This window comes from Streptomyces lasalocidi, assembly GCF_005280215.1.
Lineage (GTDB): Bacteria > Actinomycetota > Actinomycetes > Streptomycetales > Streptomycetaceae > Streptomyces > Streptomyces longwoodensis.
In genome coordinates, this window is the sequence record NZ_SZNQ01000001.1 from 1343461 (window position 1) to 1359736 (window position 16276).

Annotated in this window: 15 protein-coding genes and 2 pseudogenes; 7 read left to right on the forward strand and 10 right to left on the reverse strand. The window is 75.5% G+C overall.

Translation table 11 applies throughout. The features are described 5' to 3' along the window. Positions 1 to 34 precede the first annotated feature (34 nt). The 4 genes from E4U91_RS05880 to E4U91_RS05895 form a co-directional block, all read right to left on the reverse strand. Complete coding sequence (locus E4U91_RS05880) at positions 35 to 922, reverse strand: hypothetical protein (protein ID WP_137305819.1); 888 nt, start codon at positions 920 to 922, stop codon at positions 35 to 37. Beyond that, positions 919 to 1104 carry a hypothetical protein gene (locus E4U91_RS05885; protein WP_137305821.1) on the reverse strand — a complete coding sequence of 62 codons (186 nt, stop codon included), beginning with the start codon at positions 1102 to 1104 and terminating at the stop codon, positions 919 to 921. Before E4U91_RS05885 ends, E4U91_RS05880 begins: the two co-directional genes overlap by 4 nt. Then, a complete protein-coding gene (locus E4U91_RS05890) occupies positions 1104 to 2630 on the reverse strand; it encodes a hypothetical protein (protein ID WP_137305823.1) in 1527 nt (508 codons plus the stop codon). Before E4U91_RS05890 ends, E4U91_RS05885 begins: the two co-directional genes overlap by 1 nt. A gap of 333 nt (positions 2631 to 2963) precedes the next feature. After that, the gene (locus E4U91_RS05895; RefSeq protein WP_137305825.1) at positions 2964 to 3671 is read right to left on the reverse strand and encodes a GntR family transcriptional regulator; all 708 of its coding nucleotides are present in this window, start codon (positions 3669 to 3671) and stop codon (positions 2964 to 2966) included. A 180-nt stretch (positions 3672 to 3851) separates the two neighbouring features. Between E4U91_RS05895 and E4U91_RS05900 the strand changes: the two genes are divergently transcribed. From E4U91_RS05900 to E4U91_RS05920, 5 genes are read left to right on the forward strand one after another with little or no spacing between them, the layout of a single operon-like run. Beyond that, positions 3852 to 5147, forward strand: a complete 1296-nt coding sequence (locus E4U91_RS05900) for an MFS transporter (protein ID WP_137305827.1) — start codon at positions 3852 to 3854, stop codon at positions 5145 to 5147. Further along, a complete protein-coding gene (locus E4U91_RS05905) occupies positions 5144 to 5965 on the forward strand; it encodes a putative hydro-lyase (RefSeq protein WP_137305829.1) in 822 nt (273 codons plus the stop codon). Before E4U91_RS05900 ends, E4U91_RS05905 begins: the two co-directional genes overlap by 4 nt. Before the next feature lie 20 nt (positions 5966 to 5985). Continuing rightward, a complete protein-coding gene (locus E4U91_RS05910) occupies positions 5986 to 6744 on the forward strand; it encodes a LamB/YcsF family protein (protein WP_137305831.1) in 759 nt (252 codons plus the stop codon). A gap of 2 nt (positions 6745 to 6746) precedes the next feature. Continuing rightward, entirely contained in the window at positions 6747 to 7391 is a 645-nt protein-coding gene (locus E4U91_RS05915) for a 5-oxoprolinase subunit B family protein (RefSeq protein ID WP_137310688.1), read from the forward strand. Continuing rightward, the gene (locus E4U91_RS05920; RefSeq protein WP_137305833.1) at positions 7388 to 8257 is read left to right on the forward strand and encodes a 5-oxoprolinase subunit C family protein; all 870 of its coding nucleotides are present in this window, start codon (positions 7388 to 7390) and stop codon (positions 8255 to 8257) included. The genes E4U91_RS05915 and E4U91_RS05920 overlap by 4 nt, the downstream gene beginning before the upstream one ends. Before the next feature lie 98 nt (positions 8258 to 8355). On the opposite strand, the pseudogene E4U91_RS38885 reads toward E4U91_RS05920, so the two are convergent. The 6 genes and pseudogenes from E4U91_RS38885 to E4U91_RS05945 all read right to left on the reverse strand — a co-directional run. Beyond that, positions 8356 to 9012: pseudogene (locus E4U91_RS38885) on the reverse strand (GDSL-type esterase/lipase family protein); the annotation flags it as partial. 162 nt (positions 9013 to 9174) lie between these two features. After that, positions 9175 to 9387 (reverse strand): annotated as a pseudogene (locus E4U91_RS38890) (GDSL-type esterase/lipase family protein); the annotation flags it as partial. After that, positions 9384 to 10556 carry a glycosyltransferase gene (locus E4U91_RS05930; protein ID WP_137305835.1) on the reverse strand — a complete coding sequence of 391 codons (1173 nt, stop codon included), beginning with the start codon at positions 10554 to 10556 and terminating at the stop codon, positions 9384 to 9386. The gene E4U91_RS05930 and the pseudogene E4U91_RS38890, both read right to left, overlap by 4 nt. Then, positions 10553 to 11680: a glycosyltransferase family 4 protein gene (locus E4U91_RS05935; protein WP_137305837.1), complete on the reverse strand. Its 1128-nt coding sequence runs from the start codon at positions 11678 to 11680 to the stop codon at positions 10553 to 10555. Before E4U91_RS05935 ends, E4U91_RS05930 begins: the two co-directional genes overlap by 4 nt. Before the next feature lie 189 nt (positions 11681 to 11869). After that, on the reverse strand, positions 11870 to 13288 hold the full coding sequence (locus E4U91_RS05940; protein ID WP_137305839.1) for a HEAT repeat domain-containing protein: 1419 nt from the start codon (positions 13286 to 13288) through the stop codon (positions 11870 to 11872). Between the two features lie 359 nt (positions 13289 to 13647). After that, positions 13648 to 14040 (reverse strand): ankyrin repeat domain-containing protein, encoded by a 393-nt coding sequence (locus E4U91_RS05945; protein WP_137305841.1) that lies wholly within the window; start codon positions 14038 to 14040, stop codon positions 13648 to 13650. Between the two features lie 265 nt (positions 14041 to 14305). Between E4U91_RS05945 and E4U91_RS05950 the strand changes: the two genes are divergently transcribed. Beyond that, the gene (locus E4U91_RS05950; protein WP_007380617.1) at positions 14306 to 14500 is read left to right on the forward strand and encodes a hypothetical protein; all 195 of its coding nucleotides are present in this window, start codon (positions 14306 to 14308) and stop codon (positions 14498 to 14500) included. Between the two features lie 64 nt (positions 14501 to 14564). After that, on the forward strand, positions 14565 to 16241 hold the full coding sequence (locus E4U91_RS05955; protein ID WP_137305843.1) for a hypothetical protein: 1677 nt from the start codon (positions 14565 to 14567) through the stop codon (positions 16239 to 16241). The last annotated feature ends 35 nt before the right edge of the window (positions 16242 to 16276 follow it).

Below are 16276 nucleotides of genomic sequence, written 5' to 3' on the forward strand. Positions count from 1 at the left end.
GGTGGGCGGGGTCGGGAAGGACGTGGTCGGGGGATCAGGAGGTGGGGGCGTGGAACGGCAGTCCGGCGTCGGCCACCAGGTGCAGGTCGTCGGATTCCTCGGGGGGCAGCAGCGACGGTGTGCCGTCGGTGACCGGGACGACGCCCAGCTCCAGCAGCTCGGCCATGGCGGCGCTGCCGGCCAGGTCGCGCACCTGGAGCTGGTAGCGGGCCGTGGTGCGGTACGTGCCGCCGTTGTCGTCGCCGGTGCGCTGGAGGAAACCGGAGTCGGTGAGGAACGCGACGGCCTTGCCGACGATGCCGGTGGTGGACCCGGCGAGGCGGCGGGCGTCCTTGGTGGCACCGGCGGCGCTGCGGCGGGCCCAGATCCGCCAGGCGGCCTCCAGGCCGGGCGCGTCGGTGGCCGGGTCGGTGTTCTCGCCCTGCTCCTCGGCGCGCTCCTCCAGGCGGCGGCACGCCTGGCGCACGAACGCGTCGACGCCGTTGACGGTGACCCGCCCGATGTACCCGTCGTCGGCGAGGTCCTCGGGGCGGGGGAAGGCCATCGCGGCGACCGCGAGGTGGGCGAGGCCGTGCAGGAAGCGGTCGCCGGAGTCGGCGGCCGTGCGGCGCGCGTAGTCGCCCATGCGCACGGCGAACACCGAGTCCTCGGCCGCGGTCACGGCCATCCCCGCGCGCGCGGAGACCTCCAGCACGATCAGGCCGAGCCCGGCGGCGACGGCGTCGGCGAGCCGGGCGAAGGGCGGGTCCTCGCGGTAGCGCCGCAGCAGGTCGGCGTACTCCTGGTCGCGGGCGGGCTGCAGCTTGGGCTGGAGCCCGAAGGCGACGAGCCGCGCCGCGTCGGCGGCGTCGGCGGGGGTGACGGCGGCACCGGCCGCCGGGGCGGGGACCTCCGCGTCGCTCCACTCGACGTGCTCGGTCACGACGGCAACTCCTTGCTCAGGGGACGAGGGCGACGGACGACTCCGTCGGGGGTGCGGGCTGTGTCACGCGTGCGGGCGCCCCCGGCGGGGGTGCGGGTGCGCGTCCGGCGGGGCGAGCAGACGCTGCTGTTCGCCGTGCCGTACCGGGCGGTGGCCCGGGTGGCGCGGTGGACGTCGGGCATCACGCCGCCTCCGTCCGGTCCGCCGCCATGCCGGCCGCGTCCAGCAGGGCGGTCCCCACGATCAGGTCCGCGCCGCCGAACTCCTCGTCGTCCAGCTCGGTGCCGTCGTCCACGGCGAACAGCAGCTTCTGCTCGCCCTGCCGGTACGCCGTGCCGACGGGCGGGCTCGCGGCGTGCACGGCGAGCAGCGCGACCAGGTAGGGCAGCTCGCGGTCCTTGCGACGGGCCTCGGCGAGCAGCCCGGAGAGCCTGCGCGGAGCGTCCGCCGGGAGGTCGAGCAGTTCCATGGCGGCGGCCAGCTGCTCCTCGCTGAACCGGCTGTCGTCCGGCGTGGCGATGAGGTCGGGCTCCGGCATCTCCGCGCCCAGGTGCTCCCGCTCCACCGGCGGGGTGAGCAGGATGTCGACCAGGTCGGTCACCCGCACGGACACGGGGGTGCGCAGTCCCGTCCCACGGGCGAAGAACGCGTCCGTGACCCGGATCGCCTGCTCCAGCGGCAACGGCAGCACGGGCGCGACGAGCTGGCCGTAGAGGTCCAGCCCGGACGTCGTCAGGGGGGTGGCGAACGCCTGCCGGTCCTGCTCCGCGCGGAAGAGGGGGCCGGCCTCCAGCAGGCGGGACTGCAGCTGGGTGTGGCGGCGGATGCAGTCCTTGACGATGTCGACGAGCTCGGCGGCGCGGCGCTTGTTCTCCGGGTCCTCGGACTCGTCGCGAGCCTTGCGGATGTTGGTGAGGATCGCGTTCTCGTGGCGGTAGCGGTCGGCGACGTGGTCGAGCGCCTCGGCGATCATGTCGGGCACGGCGTTGAGCCAGTCCACCGCGCGGACGTTGCGCCGGGTGGCCTCCAGGGCCCTGCGCAGGGTCTCCGAGTACTGCACGGTGCGGTAGCGGGCCTGCTCGGCGGCCAGCTGGGCGTCGGCGAGGCGGCCGCGCCGGATGAGCACCTCGAGCTTGACCTCGGCGGCGATCTGGGCGCTGGTGACGTCGGTGTCGAGGGCGCCCACCAGGACGTTGACGGCCTCGTCGGTGGTGCGGAGGTAGACCGCGCCGCCGTAGCCCGGGACCTCCTCGACCAGCTTGAAGTCGTAGTCCCGGCGCACATAGGTGCCGTCGGACGCGAAGGTGCCGTACACGGCGCGGAAGCCGCGGTCGACGCTGCCGACGTTGATCAGGTTCTCCAGGACCCAGCGGGCCACGCGCTCGTGCTCGGCGCCGGGCCGCTGCGGGGCCTGGGCGGCGATGCGCGGGACGAGGCGGGCCACGATCTCGTCGTGGTCGGCGCCGGTGTCGAAGTCCATGGTGAGCGTGACGAGGTCGATCGCGGCGAGGGCGATCTCCGCCATGCCGTAGACCGAGTACTCGCCGGCGAGGTTGGCCTTGCGCGCGTCGAGGTCGTGGATCGGCGCGGTGCAGGCGAGCGCGCGCAGGCGCCGCGCCAGTCCCTCGTCGGCGGCCGGCCCCGGCGCGGGACGCGGCCCCGCGCTGAGCTGGGGCGGAACACGGTCCGTCGATGCAGGCGAAGTCACGGTGCACAGACTAGGTCCTCGGTCTGACATCGACCCAAACGACGCAGATGCCACGGCCGTCACGGCGGCGCGAGAGGCCTCCGGCGGCCGGACCGGCCCCCACCTCGCGTCCGCTCAGCCCACTCCGCCCCGCGCCCCGGCCGCTCCGGCCCCACTCCGCCCCGCGCCCCGGTCGCCCCGGCCCCGCCCCGACCTCCGCCCGCCCGGCCCTGACCCGCCCCGTTCCCCGGTCAGCCCGGTCCCGCCCGCTCCCCCGTCAGCCCCGGCCCCGTCCCGACCTCCGCCCGACCGGCCCGGTCCCGCCCCGCTCCCCACTCAGCCCGCTCAGCCCGCTCAGCCCGCCCCCGCCCCCTCCTCCCCCACCCGGCGCCGGTACACCTCGACCACCCGCTCCAGCGAGTCGGCGAGGTACACGGCGAGCAGTTCCTCGGCCCGGTCCTCCTCGCCGGCCTGGAGGGCCTGGAGGATCTGCTGGTTGCGGGCCAGGTACGGCTCGTGCAGCCGGCGCGGGTCGTCCACCACGTGGAAGGCCAGGCGCAGTTCGGCGAAGACGCTGCGCATCAGCTCGTCGGTGCGTTCGCTGCCCGCCAGCGCGACCAGTTCCCGGTGGAAGTGGATGTTCGCGGTACCCAGCGATTTCCAGTCACCTTCGCGCACCGCCCGCTGGCCCTCGGCGACCGCTCCGGCGAGGCCGTCGAGCGCGTACGGCGGTTCCCCGAGCCCCCGGACCACCGCGCACTCGACCAACGCGCGCGTGCGGTAGATGTCCTCGACGTCCTCCACGGTCAGGACGCGCACGAACACGCCCCGGTTCAGCTCGTGGATCAGCAGGCGCTCGTGGGTGAGCAGCCGGAACGCCTCGCGCAGGGTGTTGCGGGACACCCCGAGCGCACCGCCGATGCTGTCCTCCGACAGGCGGGTGCCCGGCGGGAAGTAGCCCTCGGCGATGCGGCTCCTGAGGATGTCGGCGACGCGCTCGGCCGTGCTCGTGCGCCCCAGGAGGGCTCGGTCGTCCGCCAGTCCCGCCAGCTGCTCTGCCATGCCCGGAATTCAATCGCAGACCGAGGAACGAAACAACGGGGGTATTGAAGGATCGTTCAACGATCCTCTACGTTGCTGCCCACGGCGCCCCCGTCCCCACGGAAGGCCGGAAGGCCACGGCGCCGCAGCACGGCCCGGCTCACCCCCGCACCCTCCGTCATCCCTCTGCGAGGTGCTTCCATGAGCACGACCCCTCCGTCCCCGACCGTGACCCCACACCCACCGGCTGCCGAACACGCCGACGCGTCAGGCGCGTTCGGCTGGCTGCGCGCCCTCGGTCCGCGCGGCCGGCGCGCCTTCGCCGGCGCGTTCGGCGGCTATGCGCTGGACTCGTACGACTACTTCACCCTGCCGTTGAGCATGGTCGCCCTGGCGGCCCACTTCGGCCTCGACAGCGGTCGGACCGGCCTGCTCACCACGGTGACCCTCGTCGTCTCGGCGATCGGCGGCGCCCTCGCCGGTGTGGTGGCCGACCGGATCGGCCGGGTGCGGGCCCTGATGATCACGGTGGTGACCTATGCCGTCTTCACCGTCGCCTGCGGTTTCGCCCCCACCTACGAGACCCTCCTGGTCTTCCGCGCCCTCCAGGGCCTCGGCTTCGGCGGCGAGTGGGCGGTCGGCGCGATCCTGGTCGCCGAGTACGCGAGCGCGCGCCACCGCGGCCGTACCCTCGGCGCGGTCCAGAGCTCCTGGGCCGTCGGCTGGGGGCTCGCGGCGATCGTGTACACGCTGGTCTTCTCGTTCTGCGGCGACGACCTCGCCTGGCGGGTGATGTTCTGGACGGGCGCGCTGCCCGCGCTGCTCGTCGTGTGGGTCAGGCGGCGCGTCGAGGACGCGCCGGAGGCCACCGCCGCGCGGGAACGGAGCGCGGAGAAGGGCTCGTTCACGGCGATCTTCCGCGGCCCGCTGCTGCGCACCACCGTGTTCGCGGGGCTGCTCTCCACCGGCGTCCAGGGCGGCTACTACACGCTCGCGACCTGGGTGCCGACGTACCTGAAGTCCGAGCGCGGCCTGTCCGTGGTGGGCACCGGCGGCTACCTCACGTTCCTGATCTCGGGCGCCTTCCTCGGCTACCTGACCGGCGGCTACCTCACCGACCGGCTGGGCCGGCGCCGCAACATCTGGCTGTTCGCGCTGCTGTCGGCGGTGTGCATCCTGGCGTACGCGAACATCCCGGGCGGCGCCGACTCGCTGCTGCTCGTGCTCGGTTTCCCGCTCGGGTTCTGCATGTCGGCGATCTTCAGCGGGTTCGGGTCGTACCTGAGCGAGCTGTACCCGACCGCCGTGCGCGGCACCGGTCAGGGCTTCACCTACAACACCGGGCGCGCCGTCGGCGCCGTCTTCCCCACCACCGTCGGTTTCCTGGCCGACGGCTGGGGCGTGGGCGGCGCGCTGGTCTTCGGCGCGATCGGCTACGCGATCGCCGCACTGGCGCTGCTCGGCCTGCCCGAGACGCGCGGGAAGGAGCTGGTGTGAACCGCACGGACGACCGCCCGGTGACCCTCGTCGACGAGCACGCGCACGCGTGGAGCCCGCAGGCCGCCCGGGCCCGCTTCCGGGAGGGCCTGACCGGCCCCACGGCCGGGGTGGCGGCGGGCCGCACCCAGGCCAACCTGATCTCGGTGCCCCAGGACTGGGCGTACGACATGCTGCTGTTCTGCCAGCGCAACCCCAAGCCCTGCCCGGTCCTCGACGTCACCGACGCCGGTTCCTGGTCGACGGTGCTGGCCGACGACGCCGACCTGCGCACCGACCTGCCGCGCTACCGGGTGTGGCAGGACGGCCGGCTGGTGGACGAGCCGACGGACGTGCGCGGGTACTGGCGGGACGACCTGGTGACGTTCCTGCTCGGGTGCAGCTTCACCTTCGAGTGGGCGCTGGACCGGGCCGGCGTGCCGATCCGGCACGTCGAGCAGGGCCGCAACGTGCCGATGTACGTGACGGACCGTCAGTGCCGGTCGGCGGGGCGGCTGCACGGCCCGATGGTGGTCTCGATGCGTCCGGTGCCGCCGCGGCACCTGGATGCGGCGATCCGGGAGAGCAGTCTGCTCCCGGCGGTGCACGGCGGCCCCGTGCACTGCGGCGACCCGTCGGCGCTGGGCATCGAGGACCTCGGCCGGCCCGACTTCGGCGACCCGGTGGACGCCGAGCCGGACGACATCCCGGTGTTCTGGGCCTGCGGTGTGACCCCGCAGGCGGCGGTCATGGCCTCCCGTCCGCCGTTCGCCCTCACGCACGCGCCGGGACAGATGTTCCTCACCGACGCCCGCGACGAGCAGTACCGCGTCGCCTGAGCAGGAGACACGATGACCCCATGAGCGCGATCGATCTGAACGCCGACCTCGGTGAGGGCTTCGGCCGCTGGCGGCTCACCGACGACGAGGGGCTGCTGTCCGTCGTCACCAGTGCCAACGTGGCGTGCGGCTTCCACGCAGGGGACGCCGCCACCATGCGCCGGGTGTGCGCGCTGGCCGCCGAGCGGGGCGTGACGATCGGCGCGCAGGTCTCCTACCGGGACCTGGCCGGGTTCGGGCGGCGCGCCATGGACGTGCCGTCCGCCGAGCTGGCGGCCGAGGTGGCGTACCAGATCGGCGCCCTGGAGGTGTTCGCCCGCGCGGCCGGCGCGCGCGTGGCGTACGTCAAGCCGCACGGCGCGCTGTACAACCGAGTGGTGCGCGACGAGGAGCAGGCCGCCGCCGTGGTCGAGGGCGTGCTCCTGGCCGGCCCGGCGCTGCCGGTGCTGGGGCTGCCCGGCTCCCGGCTGCTGGAGCTGGCCGGGAAGGCGGGCCTGGGCGCCGTCCCGGAGGCGTTCGCGGACCGCGCGTACACCGACGCGGGCACGCTGGTGCCGCGCGGGCAGGAGGGCGCCGTCGTGGAGGACCCGGGTGCCGTGGTGGAGCGGTCGGTCGGCCTGGCGTGCCACGGCCGGGTCACCGCCCGCTCGGGCGCCTCGGTCGAGGTACGCGCGCGGTCCCTGTGCGTGCACGGCGACACGCCCGGCGCGGTGGACCTCGCGCGCCGGGTGCGGCGGCGACTGGAGGAATCGGGCGTGCGGGTCGGGGCGTTCGCATGAGCATGAGGGTGCTGCCCGTGGGCGACGACGCGCTCCTCGTGGAACTGGCCTCCGGCACCGAGGCCCAGGCCCTCCACGCGGAGCTGCTGCGGCGCCGGGCCCAGGGCCTGCTGGCGGCCCGGGAGATCGTCCCCGCCGCGCGTACGGTCCTGCTCGACGGCGTCGCCGACCCGGCACGCCTCGCCCGCGAGCTGCTCGCCTCCGACGTACCGCCCGCTCCCGCGCGGGAGGGCGACGTGGTGGAGATCCCCGTGCGCTACGACGGGCCGGACCTGGCCGGGGTCGCCGCGCACTGGGGGGTCGCGGAGCGTGAGGTGGCGCGGATCCACGCCGGTCACGAGTTCCGGGTCGCCTTCTGCGGCTTCGCTCCCGGCTTCGGCTACCTCACCGGCCTGCCGCCGCGCTACGACGTGCCGCGCCGCCCGACTCCGCGCACCGCCGTGCCGGCCGGCGCGGTGGCGCTCGCCGGGCCCTACACGGGCGTGTACCCGCGCTCCTCCCCCGGCGGCTGGCAACTGATCGGCACCACGGACGCGGTGCTGTGGGACGCCGCGCGCGTACCAGCGGCGCTGCTGTCGCCGGGCACGCGCGTGCGGTTCGTCGACCGGGCGGCGGGCGCCGCGGCGGAGCGGGGGGCGGGCGGATGACCGACCGTGCGCTCGCCGTCGTCCGCGCGGGGGCCCTCACCACCGTCCAGGACCGGGGCCGGCCCGGTCACGCGCACCTGGGCGTGCCGCGCTCCGGCGCGCTGGACGCACCGGCCGCCGCGCTGGTCAACCGGCTGGTGGGCAACCACTCCGGGGCGGCCGTCCTGGAGACCACGCTCACCGGCTGCGCGCTGCGCCCGCGGTGCGAGGTGACCGTCGCGGTGGGCGGCGCGCCCTGCCCGGTCACCGTCGATGGCCGTCCGGTGGCGTGGGGCGCGCCCGTCCGCGTGCCCGTCGGCGCGCTGCTGGACGTGGGCACGGCGACGTCCGGGGTGCGCAGTTACGTCGCCGTCGGCGGGGGCGTCGCCGTCGAGCGCGTGCTCGGCAGCCGCTCCACCGACCTGCTCTCGGGGCTCGGTCCCCCGCCGCTGTCCGACGGCGCGGTGCTCCCGCTGGGGTGCTGGGTCCCGTCCCCCGCGCGCGTGGACGTCGCGCCCCAACCTGCTCCCCCGGCCGAACTCGTCCTGCGCGTCACCCTCGGTCCGCGCGACGACTGGTTCACGCGGCGGGCGGTGCGCGACTTCACCACGCGCGCGTACCGCGTGTCCTCCGCGAGCAACCGCATCGGGCTGCGCACCGAGGGCCCCGCGCTGGAACGGGCCCTGACCGGTGAGCTGGCCAGCGAGGGCATGGTCCTGGGCGCGGTCCAGGTGCCCCCGGACGGCCGGCCCGTGGTGTTCCTCGCCGACCACCCCACGACCGGCGGCTACCCGGTGATCGGCGTGGTCCGCGCCGCCGACCTGCCCGCGGCGGCCCAGGCGGCCCCGGGCACCCCGCTCCGCTTCGTGGCCGTACGCCACCGCTGAGCGGCCGGCCCGCATCGTCGCCGGTGGCCGGACCGCCGAGCGCCGAGCCGCCGCGCCACCACCCCGACTGCCCTATGCCGCCTCCCTACGCGGCCTCCCTACGCCGCCTCCCTCCGCCGCATCCCCCGTTCCGGCACCGTCACCGCCGCCAGCGCGGCCGACACCGCGGCGCTCGCCCGCAGGTCGAGGTGGGCGCTCGTGCCGCGGGCCCGGTGGCGCACCTCGTCGGCGGCCAGGGTGAGCAGGTTCGGCAGCAGGTCGGTGCACCGGCGCAGCACCCAGCCCGTGCCCGCCGTCGCCAGCCACCGCAGGCTCGCCGCCCGGGTCGGGACCGGGAACTCCGGCTCGGCCGACGGCGCGGCGCCGCGCGCGAGGCCCGCCTCGGCCAGCAGGGCGTGGAAGCGCAGGGCCAGGTGCCGGTGCCCGCGCTCACCGGGGTGCAGCCGGTCCGCGCTCCACAGGGCGCGGTCGGTGACCCAGGCGCCCTCCGCAGCGTGCAGGTGGACGGCGCCGTACCGCTCGGACAGGGCGTGCACGACGGCGTTGACCGCCTGCTGCCGCCGGGCCGGCGGGCGGGCCAGCGCGCCCGGCAGGCCCAGGACGCCGCCCGGGTCGGGCAGACAGGCGGTGAGCAGCACCGCGTCCTGCCCGGCGAGGGCGCCGTACACGCGGTCCAGCCGGGCGGCGACTGCGTGGATGTCGAAGGTGCGGCGCAGGGTGTCGTTGACGCCGACCACCACGGCCGCGACCTAGGGGGTGTCTCGTCGATCAGGCCGGGCTCGCGGCGTCTGGCACCGCGCCTCGCCGCGTTGTCGTCGGTTGGCGATGCTCCGCATCGCCGCCCTCCTCCGCCTTGCGATGCACGGCACCAGACGCCGCTCTCTGATCCGGCCTGATCGACGAGACACCCCCTAGGGGCGCAGGCCGAGCGCGGCCGGGAGCTGCCGCTCCAGCACGTCGCGCGTCTGGGCCCCGCTGACGGCGAGGTTGGTGAACCGCACCGGCGTCGCGGGCCCGGCGCCGAGTCCGTCGGCGAGCAGCGCGGCCCAGCCGCGCCAGCCGTCGCCCGTGGGGTCGCCCACCCCCTCCGTCAGCGAGTCCCCGAGCGCCACGAAGCGGACGGGTCTCATCCCCGGCTCCCGGACACGATCGGGCGGGCGGGCCGGTCCGGCACGGCGGCGTCGTGCGCGGCCAGGAACGCCGCGACCGCGGTGTCCCAGCCGAAGCACTCGGCCCGCGCGCGTGCGGCCTCGCGGCGGGCCCGTTCCGGGGTGTCCAGCAGGGCCTCGACGGCGTCCGCGAAGGCCTCGCCCCGGTCGACCGCGGTGGCCCCCGCGGAGCCGATCACCTCGGGCAGCGCGGAGGAGGCGCTGACCACGACGGGCGTGCCGCACGCCATGGCCTCCAGCGCGGCGAGCCCGAACGTCTCCGCGGGACCCGGGGCCAGGCAGACGTCGGCGCTCGCCTGGAGCGCGCCCAGGGCCCGCCGGTCGGAGAGGTGCCCGAGGAAGGTGACCGGCAGCCGCCGCTCCCGGGCCCGCTGTTCCAGGCGCGGGCGCAGCGGCCCGTCGCCGGCGACCACCAGCACGGCCCGCGTCCCGCGCGCCAGCAGCGCCTCCAGGGCGTCGAGGGCGGTGCCGGGCCGCTTCTCGACGGACAGCCGGGTGCAGGTCACCAGCAGCACCTGGTCGGCACGCGCGTACCGCGCCCGCAGGCCGGGCTCGCGCAGCGAGGGGTGCCGCTCGACGAGGTCCACGCCGAGCGGGGCCCGCACCACGTTGCGGGCGCCGATGCGCACGAACTCCCGCTCGGCGAACTCGGTGGTGCACACCACGCGCGCGTAGGTGTGCGCCGTGCGGACGTTGAGCGCGTCGGCGGCGCGCCGGGCGGCGGCCTCCGGGACGCCCCAGGTGCGCAGGACGCCATCGGCGGTCTCGTGGGAGACCATCACGGCGGGGACCCGGGCGCGCCGCGCCCACTTGCCCGTCCAGCGCAGGGTCGTGCGGTCGGAGACCTCCAGGCGGTCCGGGGCGAGCTCCGCGAGGAGCGCGGCGACGCGCCGCCGGTCGGTCAGCACGCGGTAGCCGCCGGTGCCCGGCAGCAGCGGTCCGGGCAGGGTGATGACCCGGCCCTGCTCGGTGTCGCGGTCGTCGTGGCGGTCGCCCGGCACGACGAGTACCGGCTCGTGGCCGGCCGCCCGGAAGCCCTTGCCCAGTTCGCGCAGGGCCGTGCGCAGGCCGCCCGAGGCGGGGGCGACGAAGTTGGCGAGGCGGACGATCCGCAGTCCCTCGGTCCTCATGCCGCCACCACCGGTCGGCGCGCGCCGAGGACGTCGGCGTAGTGCTCGATGAGCCGGTCGCCGATCGCGGCCCAGGTGCGGCCCTCGACGGTGTCCCGGGCGGCGGCGCCGTAGGCGGCGCGCAGGTCGGGGTCGGCGGCCAGGGTGCGGACCGCGTCCCGGACGGCGGACGCGTCGCGGGGCGGGACTAGCAGGCCGGTGCGCCCGTGGGCGACCAGGTCCAGCGGCCCGCCGGCCGCCGGGGCGACGACGGGCACGCCGCTCGCCATGGCCTCCTGCACGGTCTGGCAGAACGTCTCGAACGGGCCGGTGTGCGCGAAGACGTCCAGCGAGGCGAAGATCCGGGCGAGCTCGTCGCCGGTGCGCCGGCCGAGGAAGGCGGCGCCGGGCAGGGCCTCGGTCAGGTGGGGCTCACTGGGCCCGTCGCCGACCACCACGACCTTCACGCCGGGCAGGCCGCAGACCCCGGCGAGCAGTTCGACGTGCTTCTCGGGGGCGAGGCGGCCGACGTAGCCGACGAGGAGCTCGCCGTTCGGGGCGAGGGCGCGGCGCAGGGTCTCGTCGCGGTGCTCGGGGCGGAAGCGGACGGTGTCGACCCCGCGCGGCCACAGCTTCACGCGCGGGACGCCGTGCGTCTCCAGGTCGCGCAGGGCGGCGCTGGACGGGGCGAGGGTGAGGTCGGCGGCGGCGTGGACGGAGCGGATCCGCCGCCAGGCCGCGGCCTCGCCGACGCCCATGTAGGTGCGGGCGTACCCGCCGAGGTCGGTCTGGTAGACGGCGACGGCGGGCAGGCCGAGCCGGGCGGCGGCGGCCATGCCGCGCACGCCGAGGATGAACGGGCTGGCCAGGTGCACCAGGTCGGCCCGGTGCTCGGCGATGGCCGCGGTGACGCGCCGGCTGGGGAGGGCGACGCGGACCTGGGGGTAGCCCGGGAGCGGCAGGGAGGGGACACGGACGACGGGGCAGGGCGCGAGGGCGTCCGGCCCGGGACCGGCCGGGGTGGCCGGCGCGACGACGAGCGGGGAGTGACCGCGATCCACGAGGTGCCGGGCGGTCTGGAGCGCGCAGTGGGCCACGCCGTTCACGTCGGGGGGAAAGGATTCGGTCACGATGACGACACGCATACGGGTGTTGTCGCCGTGCTGGACGTGCCCGCGTCAACGTGGATCTTTCCGGACGACAAACGTCCCATGAGCGTTGCGCTGCGCACCCGGGCAGGTCGGACGGCGTCCATGCCGGCCCTGCCCGCGGGTCGTCCCGCGTTCACCCGCCGGGCGCGGGTGCGCCCGGCGCCCGGGACACCCCCGGGGGCGTCAGCGGGCGGTCGTGTCGGGTCCGATGCGGCTGCGGACGACGGTCTGCACGTCGTCCTCCTCGGCGGGGTCGGCGGCGAGGCGGCGCAGTCGCTCCACCACGCGGGCGTCACCCGTCTCGGCGTGCCGGGCGGCGATCTCGCGGGTGGCCTCCTCGCAGTCCCACAGGCACTCGACGGCGAAGCCGGTGGGGAAGGAGGGGTCGGTCGCGGCGAGCGCCCGGGCGCAGCGGCCGCGCAGGTGGGAGGAGGCGGTCTCCCGGTAGATGTGGCGCAGGAGGGGTGCCGCGCAGACGATGCCGAGGCGTCCGGCGCCGTCGACCAGGGTCCACAGGGTCGGCGCGTCGCAGCCCTCGCCGCGGACGGCCTCGCGCAGGGCGCCGAGGACCAGGTCGCTGTCCTTGCGGGCGCCGCGGCAGGCGAGCATCCGTCCGGCGGCGGCGCCGAGGGCGTCGCGGCGGTGGGCCCAGCCGCGGGCGCGCTCGACGGCGGCGAAGGAGCGCATGCGTTCGAAGGCGTCGACGGCGGCCTCCACCACGGTCGTGGTGCCCGTGGCCACCGCCGTCTCGATCAGGCCGAGGGCGTCGGGGTCGTTGCTGTCGGCGAGGTAGCGCAGGGCGGTGCACCGGGCTCCCTCGGTGCCGTCCTGCGCGGCGCGGACGATCTCCGGGCGGTCCTCGGGGCCGGCGACGGCCACGAGGCAGCGGGCGGCGGGGACGTGCAGGGCGGAGCCGCGTTCCAGGCCCTGCTGGGCCCACTCGAACACGGCCTGCACGCTCCAGCCGGGCCGGGGCCCGCCGGAGCGCATCTGCCGTTGCCACCGGTCGAAGCAGCCGGCCTCCTGGGCGGCACGCACGCGTGCCGAGACGTACTCGCGCGGGTCCTCGGCCCACAGCCGCCAGGGCCGGGGCTCGAAGGCGTCGCGTACGGCGGCGGCCAGCTCGGCCTCGCCCTCGGCGTCGGTTCCGAAGCGGGCCAGCACCGGGGCGGCGAGGGCGCGCAGGCCCGCGTCGTCGTCGCGCAGGGCGAGTTCGTCGAGCGCCCAGGCCCAGTTGGAGCCGGCGGCGGCGTAGCGGCGCAGCAGTTCCAGGGCGTCGCGCCGGCCGTAGGAGGCCAGGTGGCCGAGCACCGCGAGGGCGAGGCCGGTGCGGCACTCCTCGGTGTCGAAGGCGTCCTCGACATCGAACAGGTGTGCCTCGATGTCGTCGAGTCCGCCGTTGAGGTCGAGGTAGAGACGGGCGTAGTAGAGGGAGCGGTTCTCGACCTGCCAGTCGCGGCGGGGGTCGCGCAGCACACAGTGGTTCAGGGCCGCGAGCGCCTCGGCGCGCGGGGCGGTCAGCGCGTGCAGTGTGCCGTCGCCACGGCCCCGCTGGAGCAGGCCGAGCAGCGTACCGCTGGGCGCTATGAACGGATCGAACATGGGAAACAGCCTCACATCAAGCGTCGACGCAACCGGGGACGTGCATTACCTGGCCGCGTGACAACACGTCGGGGCGCCCGCCGTTTCCTGCTTGCTGCAGACCATCTCTCCCTGCCTCTCGTCGGTGGCCCATGCGGGCCGCATCACGGCCCGCGCGGTGCGGCAACACCTGCCCAGCCATCGCGTCCGTGAATCACGACGTCATGATGACTCGGCAGTTCTCCCTGCCGCGACCGAAATTTCCGGCGGCCCCGTACCGCCCTCCCCCGTGGTCGTCGTCCTGCCTGGTCCGATACCGGGTCCGCGCCCGGCCGGCGGCGCCCGGCCGCCGCCCTGAAGGGGCGACCCGCGCGCGTCGCTCAGTGGACGCCGAACCGCTCCAGGAGGTCGGCCTTGCCGAACATCCGGGCGGTGTCGACGGCCGACGGCGTGCCGGCGGCGGGGTCCGCCCCGGCCTCCAGCAGCGCTTCGATGACGTCCGTCTCCCCCTTGAAGACGGCCCCGGCGAGCGGGGTCTGGCCCCGGTCGTTGATCCGGTCCGCCTCGGCGCCGCGCGCGAGCAGCGCGCGGACGGCCCCGGCGTGGCCGTGGTAGGCGGCCAGCATGACCAGGGAGTCGCCGCGGTCGTTGGTGAGGTTCGCCGGCACGCCCGCGTCGACGTACGCCACCAGCTCCTCCGTCCGGCCCCGCCGGGCCAGGTCGAAGATCTTGGTCGCCAGCTCCACGACCTCGGGGTCGGGGGCTTCAGTCATCGGCCGGACCACCTCTCCATGCAACCGTTCGGGTGAATCGTCAGGGTACTGGCTCGTCGGGCACATGCCGGACGCCGCTCGAGGCAAAGATCACGGACGAAGCCGTCCGCCGCAACGCGTCGGAGCGACGGTGCCGCGCGACACTGCCCCAGCAGGGTGAAATCCGGGGTATTTCACTCAGTTGCACCTTTTATCGTATAGATACATCCTGTGATCCTGGAAGTACTCATGGTGACTGTCCCCACCGAACACCAGGAGATCCCCCATGATCCTGTCCATCTCAGGCGTCGTGCTTCTCGGCATCGTCGTCTTCATCTTCTTCCGCAAGGACGGCCTGAAGGCCTCCCACGCGCTGATCTCGGCCCTGTTCGGCTTCTACCTCGCGAGCACGGCCATCGCCCCCAGCATCAAGGCCGGCGGCGAGAGCCTGGCGAGCCTCCTCGGCGGCATCAAGTTCTGACGCCGCCCACCCCGCCGTCCCACCCGCCGACCGTCCCTTCCGTACGCACCTCCAGGAGACAGCAGTGGCCCGGCGCCCCCTCCCCCGCATCCTGAGCACAGGCAGCGCGCAGATCGCCCGGAGCCGGGAGCTGGCCCGGACGGCGGCGGACAGCGCCACCGACGTCCTCCACCCGCTGATCACCATCAGCCGGGGGATGCGCCGGCTGGCCGCGGCCGGCCGGCGCCGGTGGGCGGAGACCCCCAAGGACCGGCGCGGGCCACTGCTGTTCCTGCTGGCCTCGGCGGTCCTGGTGGTGGCCCTCATGCCGTACGGGCCGCTGCTCGCCGTCATCACCGTGATGGCGGCGGCGGCCTGGCACGGTCGCGACCGCACCCCGTCGGCGCCCGAGGGCCCCGACGCGTCGCAGCTCCAGCGGCTCCAGGCGCTCTACGAGGCCCTGGTGCCGCTCTTCTCCACGGCCGAGGACCCCGCTCCCCTCTACACCCACGGCGGGGAGTGGGAGAAGGCCATTTCGTCCTACGAGTTCGACGACTCCGGCCGCGTCGCGCAATTGTCGATCCGCTACCCGGCGTACTTCCCGGACGGCGAGGCCGAGGCACGCGCCCGCGTGCAGCACCTGCTCAGCGCCAAGGCGGGCCGGGGCCGCGAGTACCTCTTCTCCTGGGACGAGGAGGGCAACGAACTCGACGTGAGCGTCCTCGCCCCGCTGCCCACCGACATCGCCGCCCAGCGCTTCGTCACCGCGCCCGGCGAGACCGTCCTCGGCTTCACCGACCCCAGCGGCGTCCCGCGCACGCTCCCGCTCACCCACGGCGAGGAGCAGCGCGACGTCCCGCCGGTCGTCTGGCGCACCGGCATCCGCTCCACCGAGCCGCACCTGCTGGTGGTCGGCCAGCCCGGCAGCGGCACCTCCACCCTGCTGCGCTCCCTCGCGCTCCAGGCCCTGCAGTACGGCGACGTCCTGATCGTCGAGGGCGGCAGCACCGGCGAGTACGCGTGCCTCACCGGCCGGGACGGCGTCCTGGGCGTCGAGGTGGGCCTGGCCGGAGCACTGGCCGCGCTGGAGTGGGCGTCCGGTGAGACGGAGCGGCGGCTCATCGCCGCCAACCGCGCCCGGCAGGCCGGACAGGCCCCGCCGGACGACACGCGGCGCCCCCTGTGGATCCTGCTGGACCGCCCGACCACGTTCACGCACATCGCGGCGGCCGACGGCCACCAGGACCCGCAGTCGCTCCTCCAGGCGCCGCTGCGGCACGGGCGCGCCGCGTTCGTCACGGTCGTCGTGGCCGAGCAGTTCGACGCGCTGGACGCGCTGAGCGACCCGGTGCGGCAGCACACCCGCGCGCGTGTGGTGCTGGGACCGGCGTCGGCGGAGCAACTGGAGACGGTGCTCGGGGCTCCCCCGCACACCACGCCCGTCGACCACGTGCCGCCGGGGCGGGGGTACGCCCGGCTCGGGACCGGTCCGGTGCACCGGCTCCAGGTGCCCGCCACGCCCGACCCCTACGACGACGCGACCAGCGACGCGCACCGCCAGGCGGTCCTGGACCTGCTGCCGCCCAAGAGCACCCCGGCCGACGAGGAGCCGCTGCCCGACGCGGAGCCGGCGACGTCGGAACCTGTGCCGTCGGCGATGGCCGAGCCGGACCTGATCAAGGCGGATCTGATCAAGCCGGAGTTGATCAAGGCCGAACCCGCGCTGGCCGCCGAGGCGGTCCCGGCGGACACGTCCTCCTGACGCGGCTCCGTTCACGAGACCGATCCCAGGGGGCG

What these genes read in the sequence shown, in the direction of transcription:
- E4U91_RS05885 (WP_137305821.1), bottom strand. Translation starts at nt 1,104, where the DNA reads ATGCCCGACGTCCACCGCGCCACCCGGGCCACCGCCCGGTACGGCACG.
- E4U91_RS05895 (WP_137305825.1), bottom strand. Translation starts at nt 3,671, where the DNA reads ATGGCAGAGCAGCTGGCGGGACTGGCGGACGACCGAGCCCTCCTGGGG.
- E4U91_RS05900 (WP_137305827.1), top strand. Translation starts at nt 3,852, where the DNA reads ATGAGCACGACCCCTCCGTCCCCGACCGTGACCCCACACCCACCGGCT.
- E4U91_RS05910 (WP_137305831.1), top strand. Translation starts at nt 5,986, where the DNA reads ATGAGCGCGATCGATCTGAACGCCGACCTCGGTGAGGGCTTCGGCCGC.
- E4U91_RS05915 (WP_137310688.1), top strand. Translation starts at nt 6,747, where the DNA reads ATGAGGGTGCTGCCCGTGGGCGACGACGCGCTCCTCGTGGAACTGGCC.
- E4U91_RS05920 (WP_137305833.1), top strand. Translation starts at nt 7,388, where the DNA reads ATGACCGACCGTGCGCTCGCCGTCGTCCGCGCGGGGGCCCTCACCACC.
- E4U91_RS05930 (WP_137305835.1), bottom strand. Translation starts at nt 10,556, where the DNA reads ATGAGGACCGAGGGACTGCGGATCGTCCGCCTCGCCAACTTCGTCGCC.
- E4U91_RS05935 (WP_137305837.1), bottom strand. Translation starts at nt 11,680, where the DNA reads ATGCGTGTCGTCATCGTGACCGAATCCTTTCCCCCCGACGTGAACGGC.
- E4U91_RS05940 (WP_137305839.1), bottom strand. Translation starts at nt 13,288, where the DNA reads ATGTTCGATCCGTTCATAGCGCCCAGCGGTACGCTGCTCGGCCTGCTC.
- E4U91_RS05945 (WP_137305841.1), bottom strand. Translation starts at nt 14,040, where the DNA reads ATGACTGAAGCCCCCGACCCCGAGGTCGTGGAGCTGGCGACCAAGATC.
- E4U91_RS05950 (WP_007380617.1), top strand. Translation starts at nt 14,306, where the DNA reads ATGATCCTGTCCATCTCAGGCGTCGTGCTTCTCGGCATCGTCGTCTTC.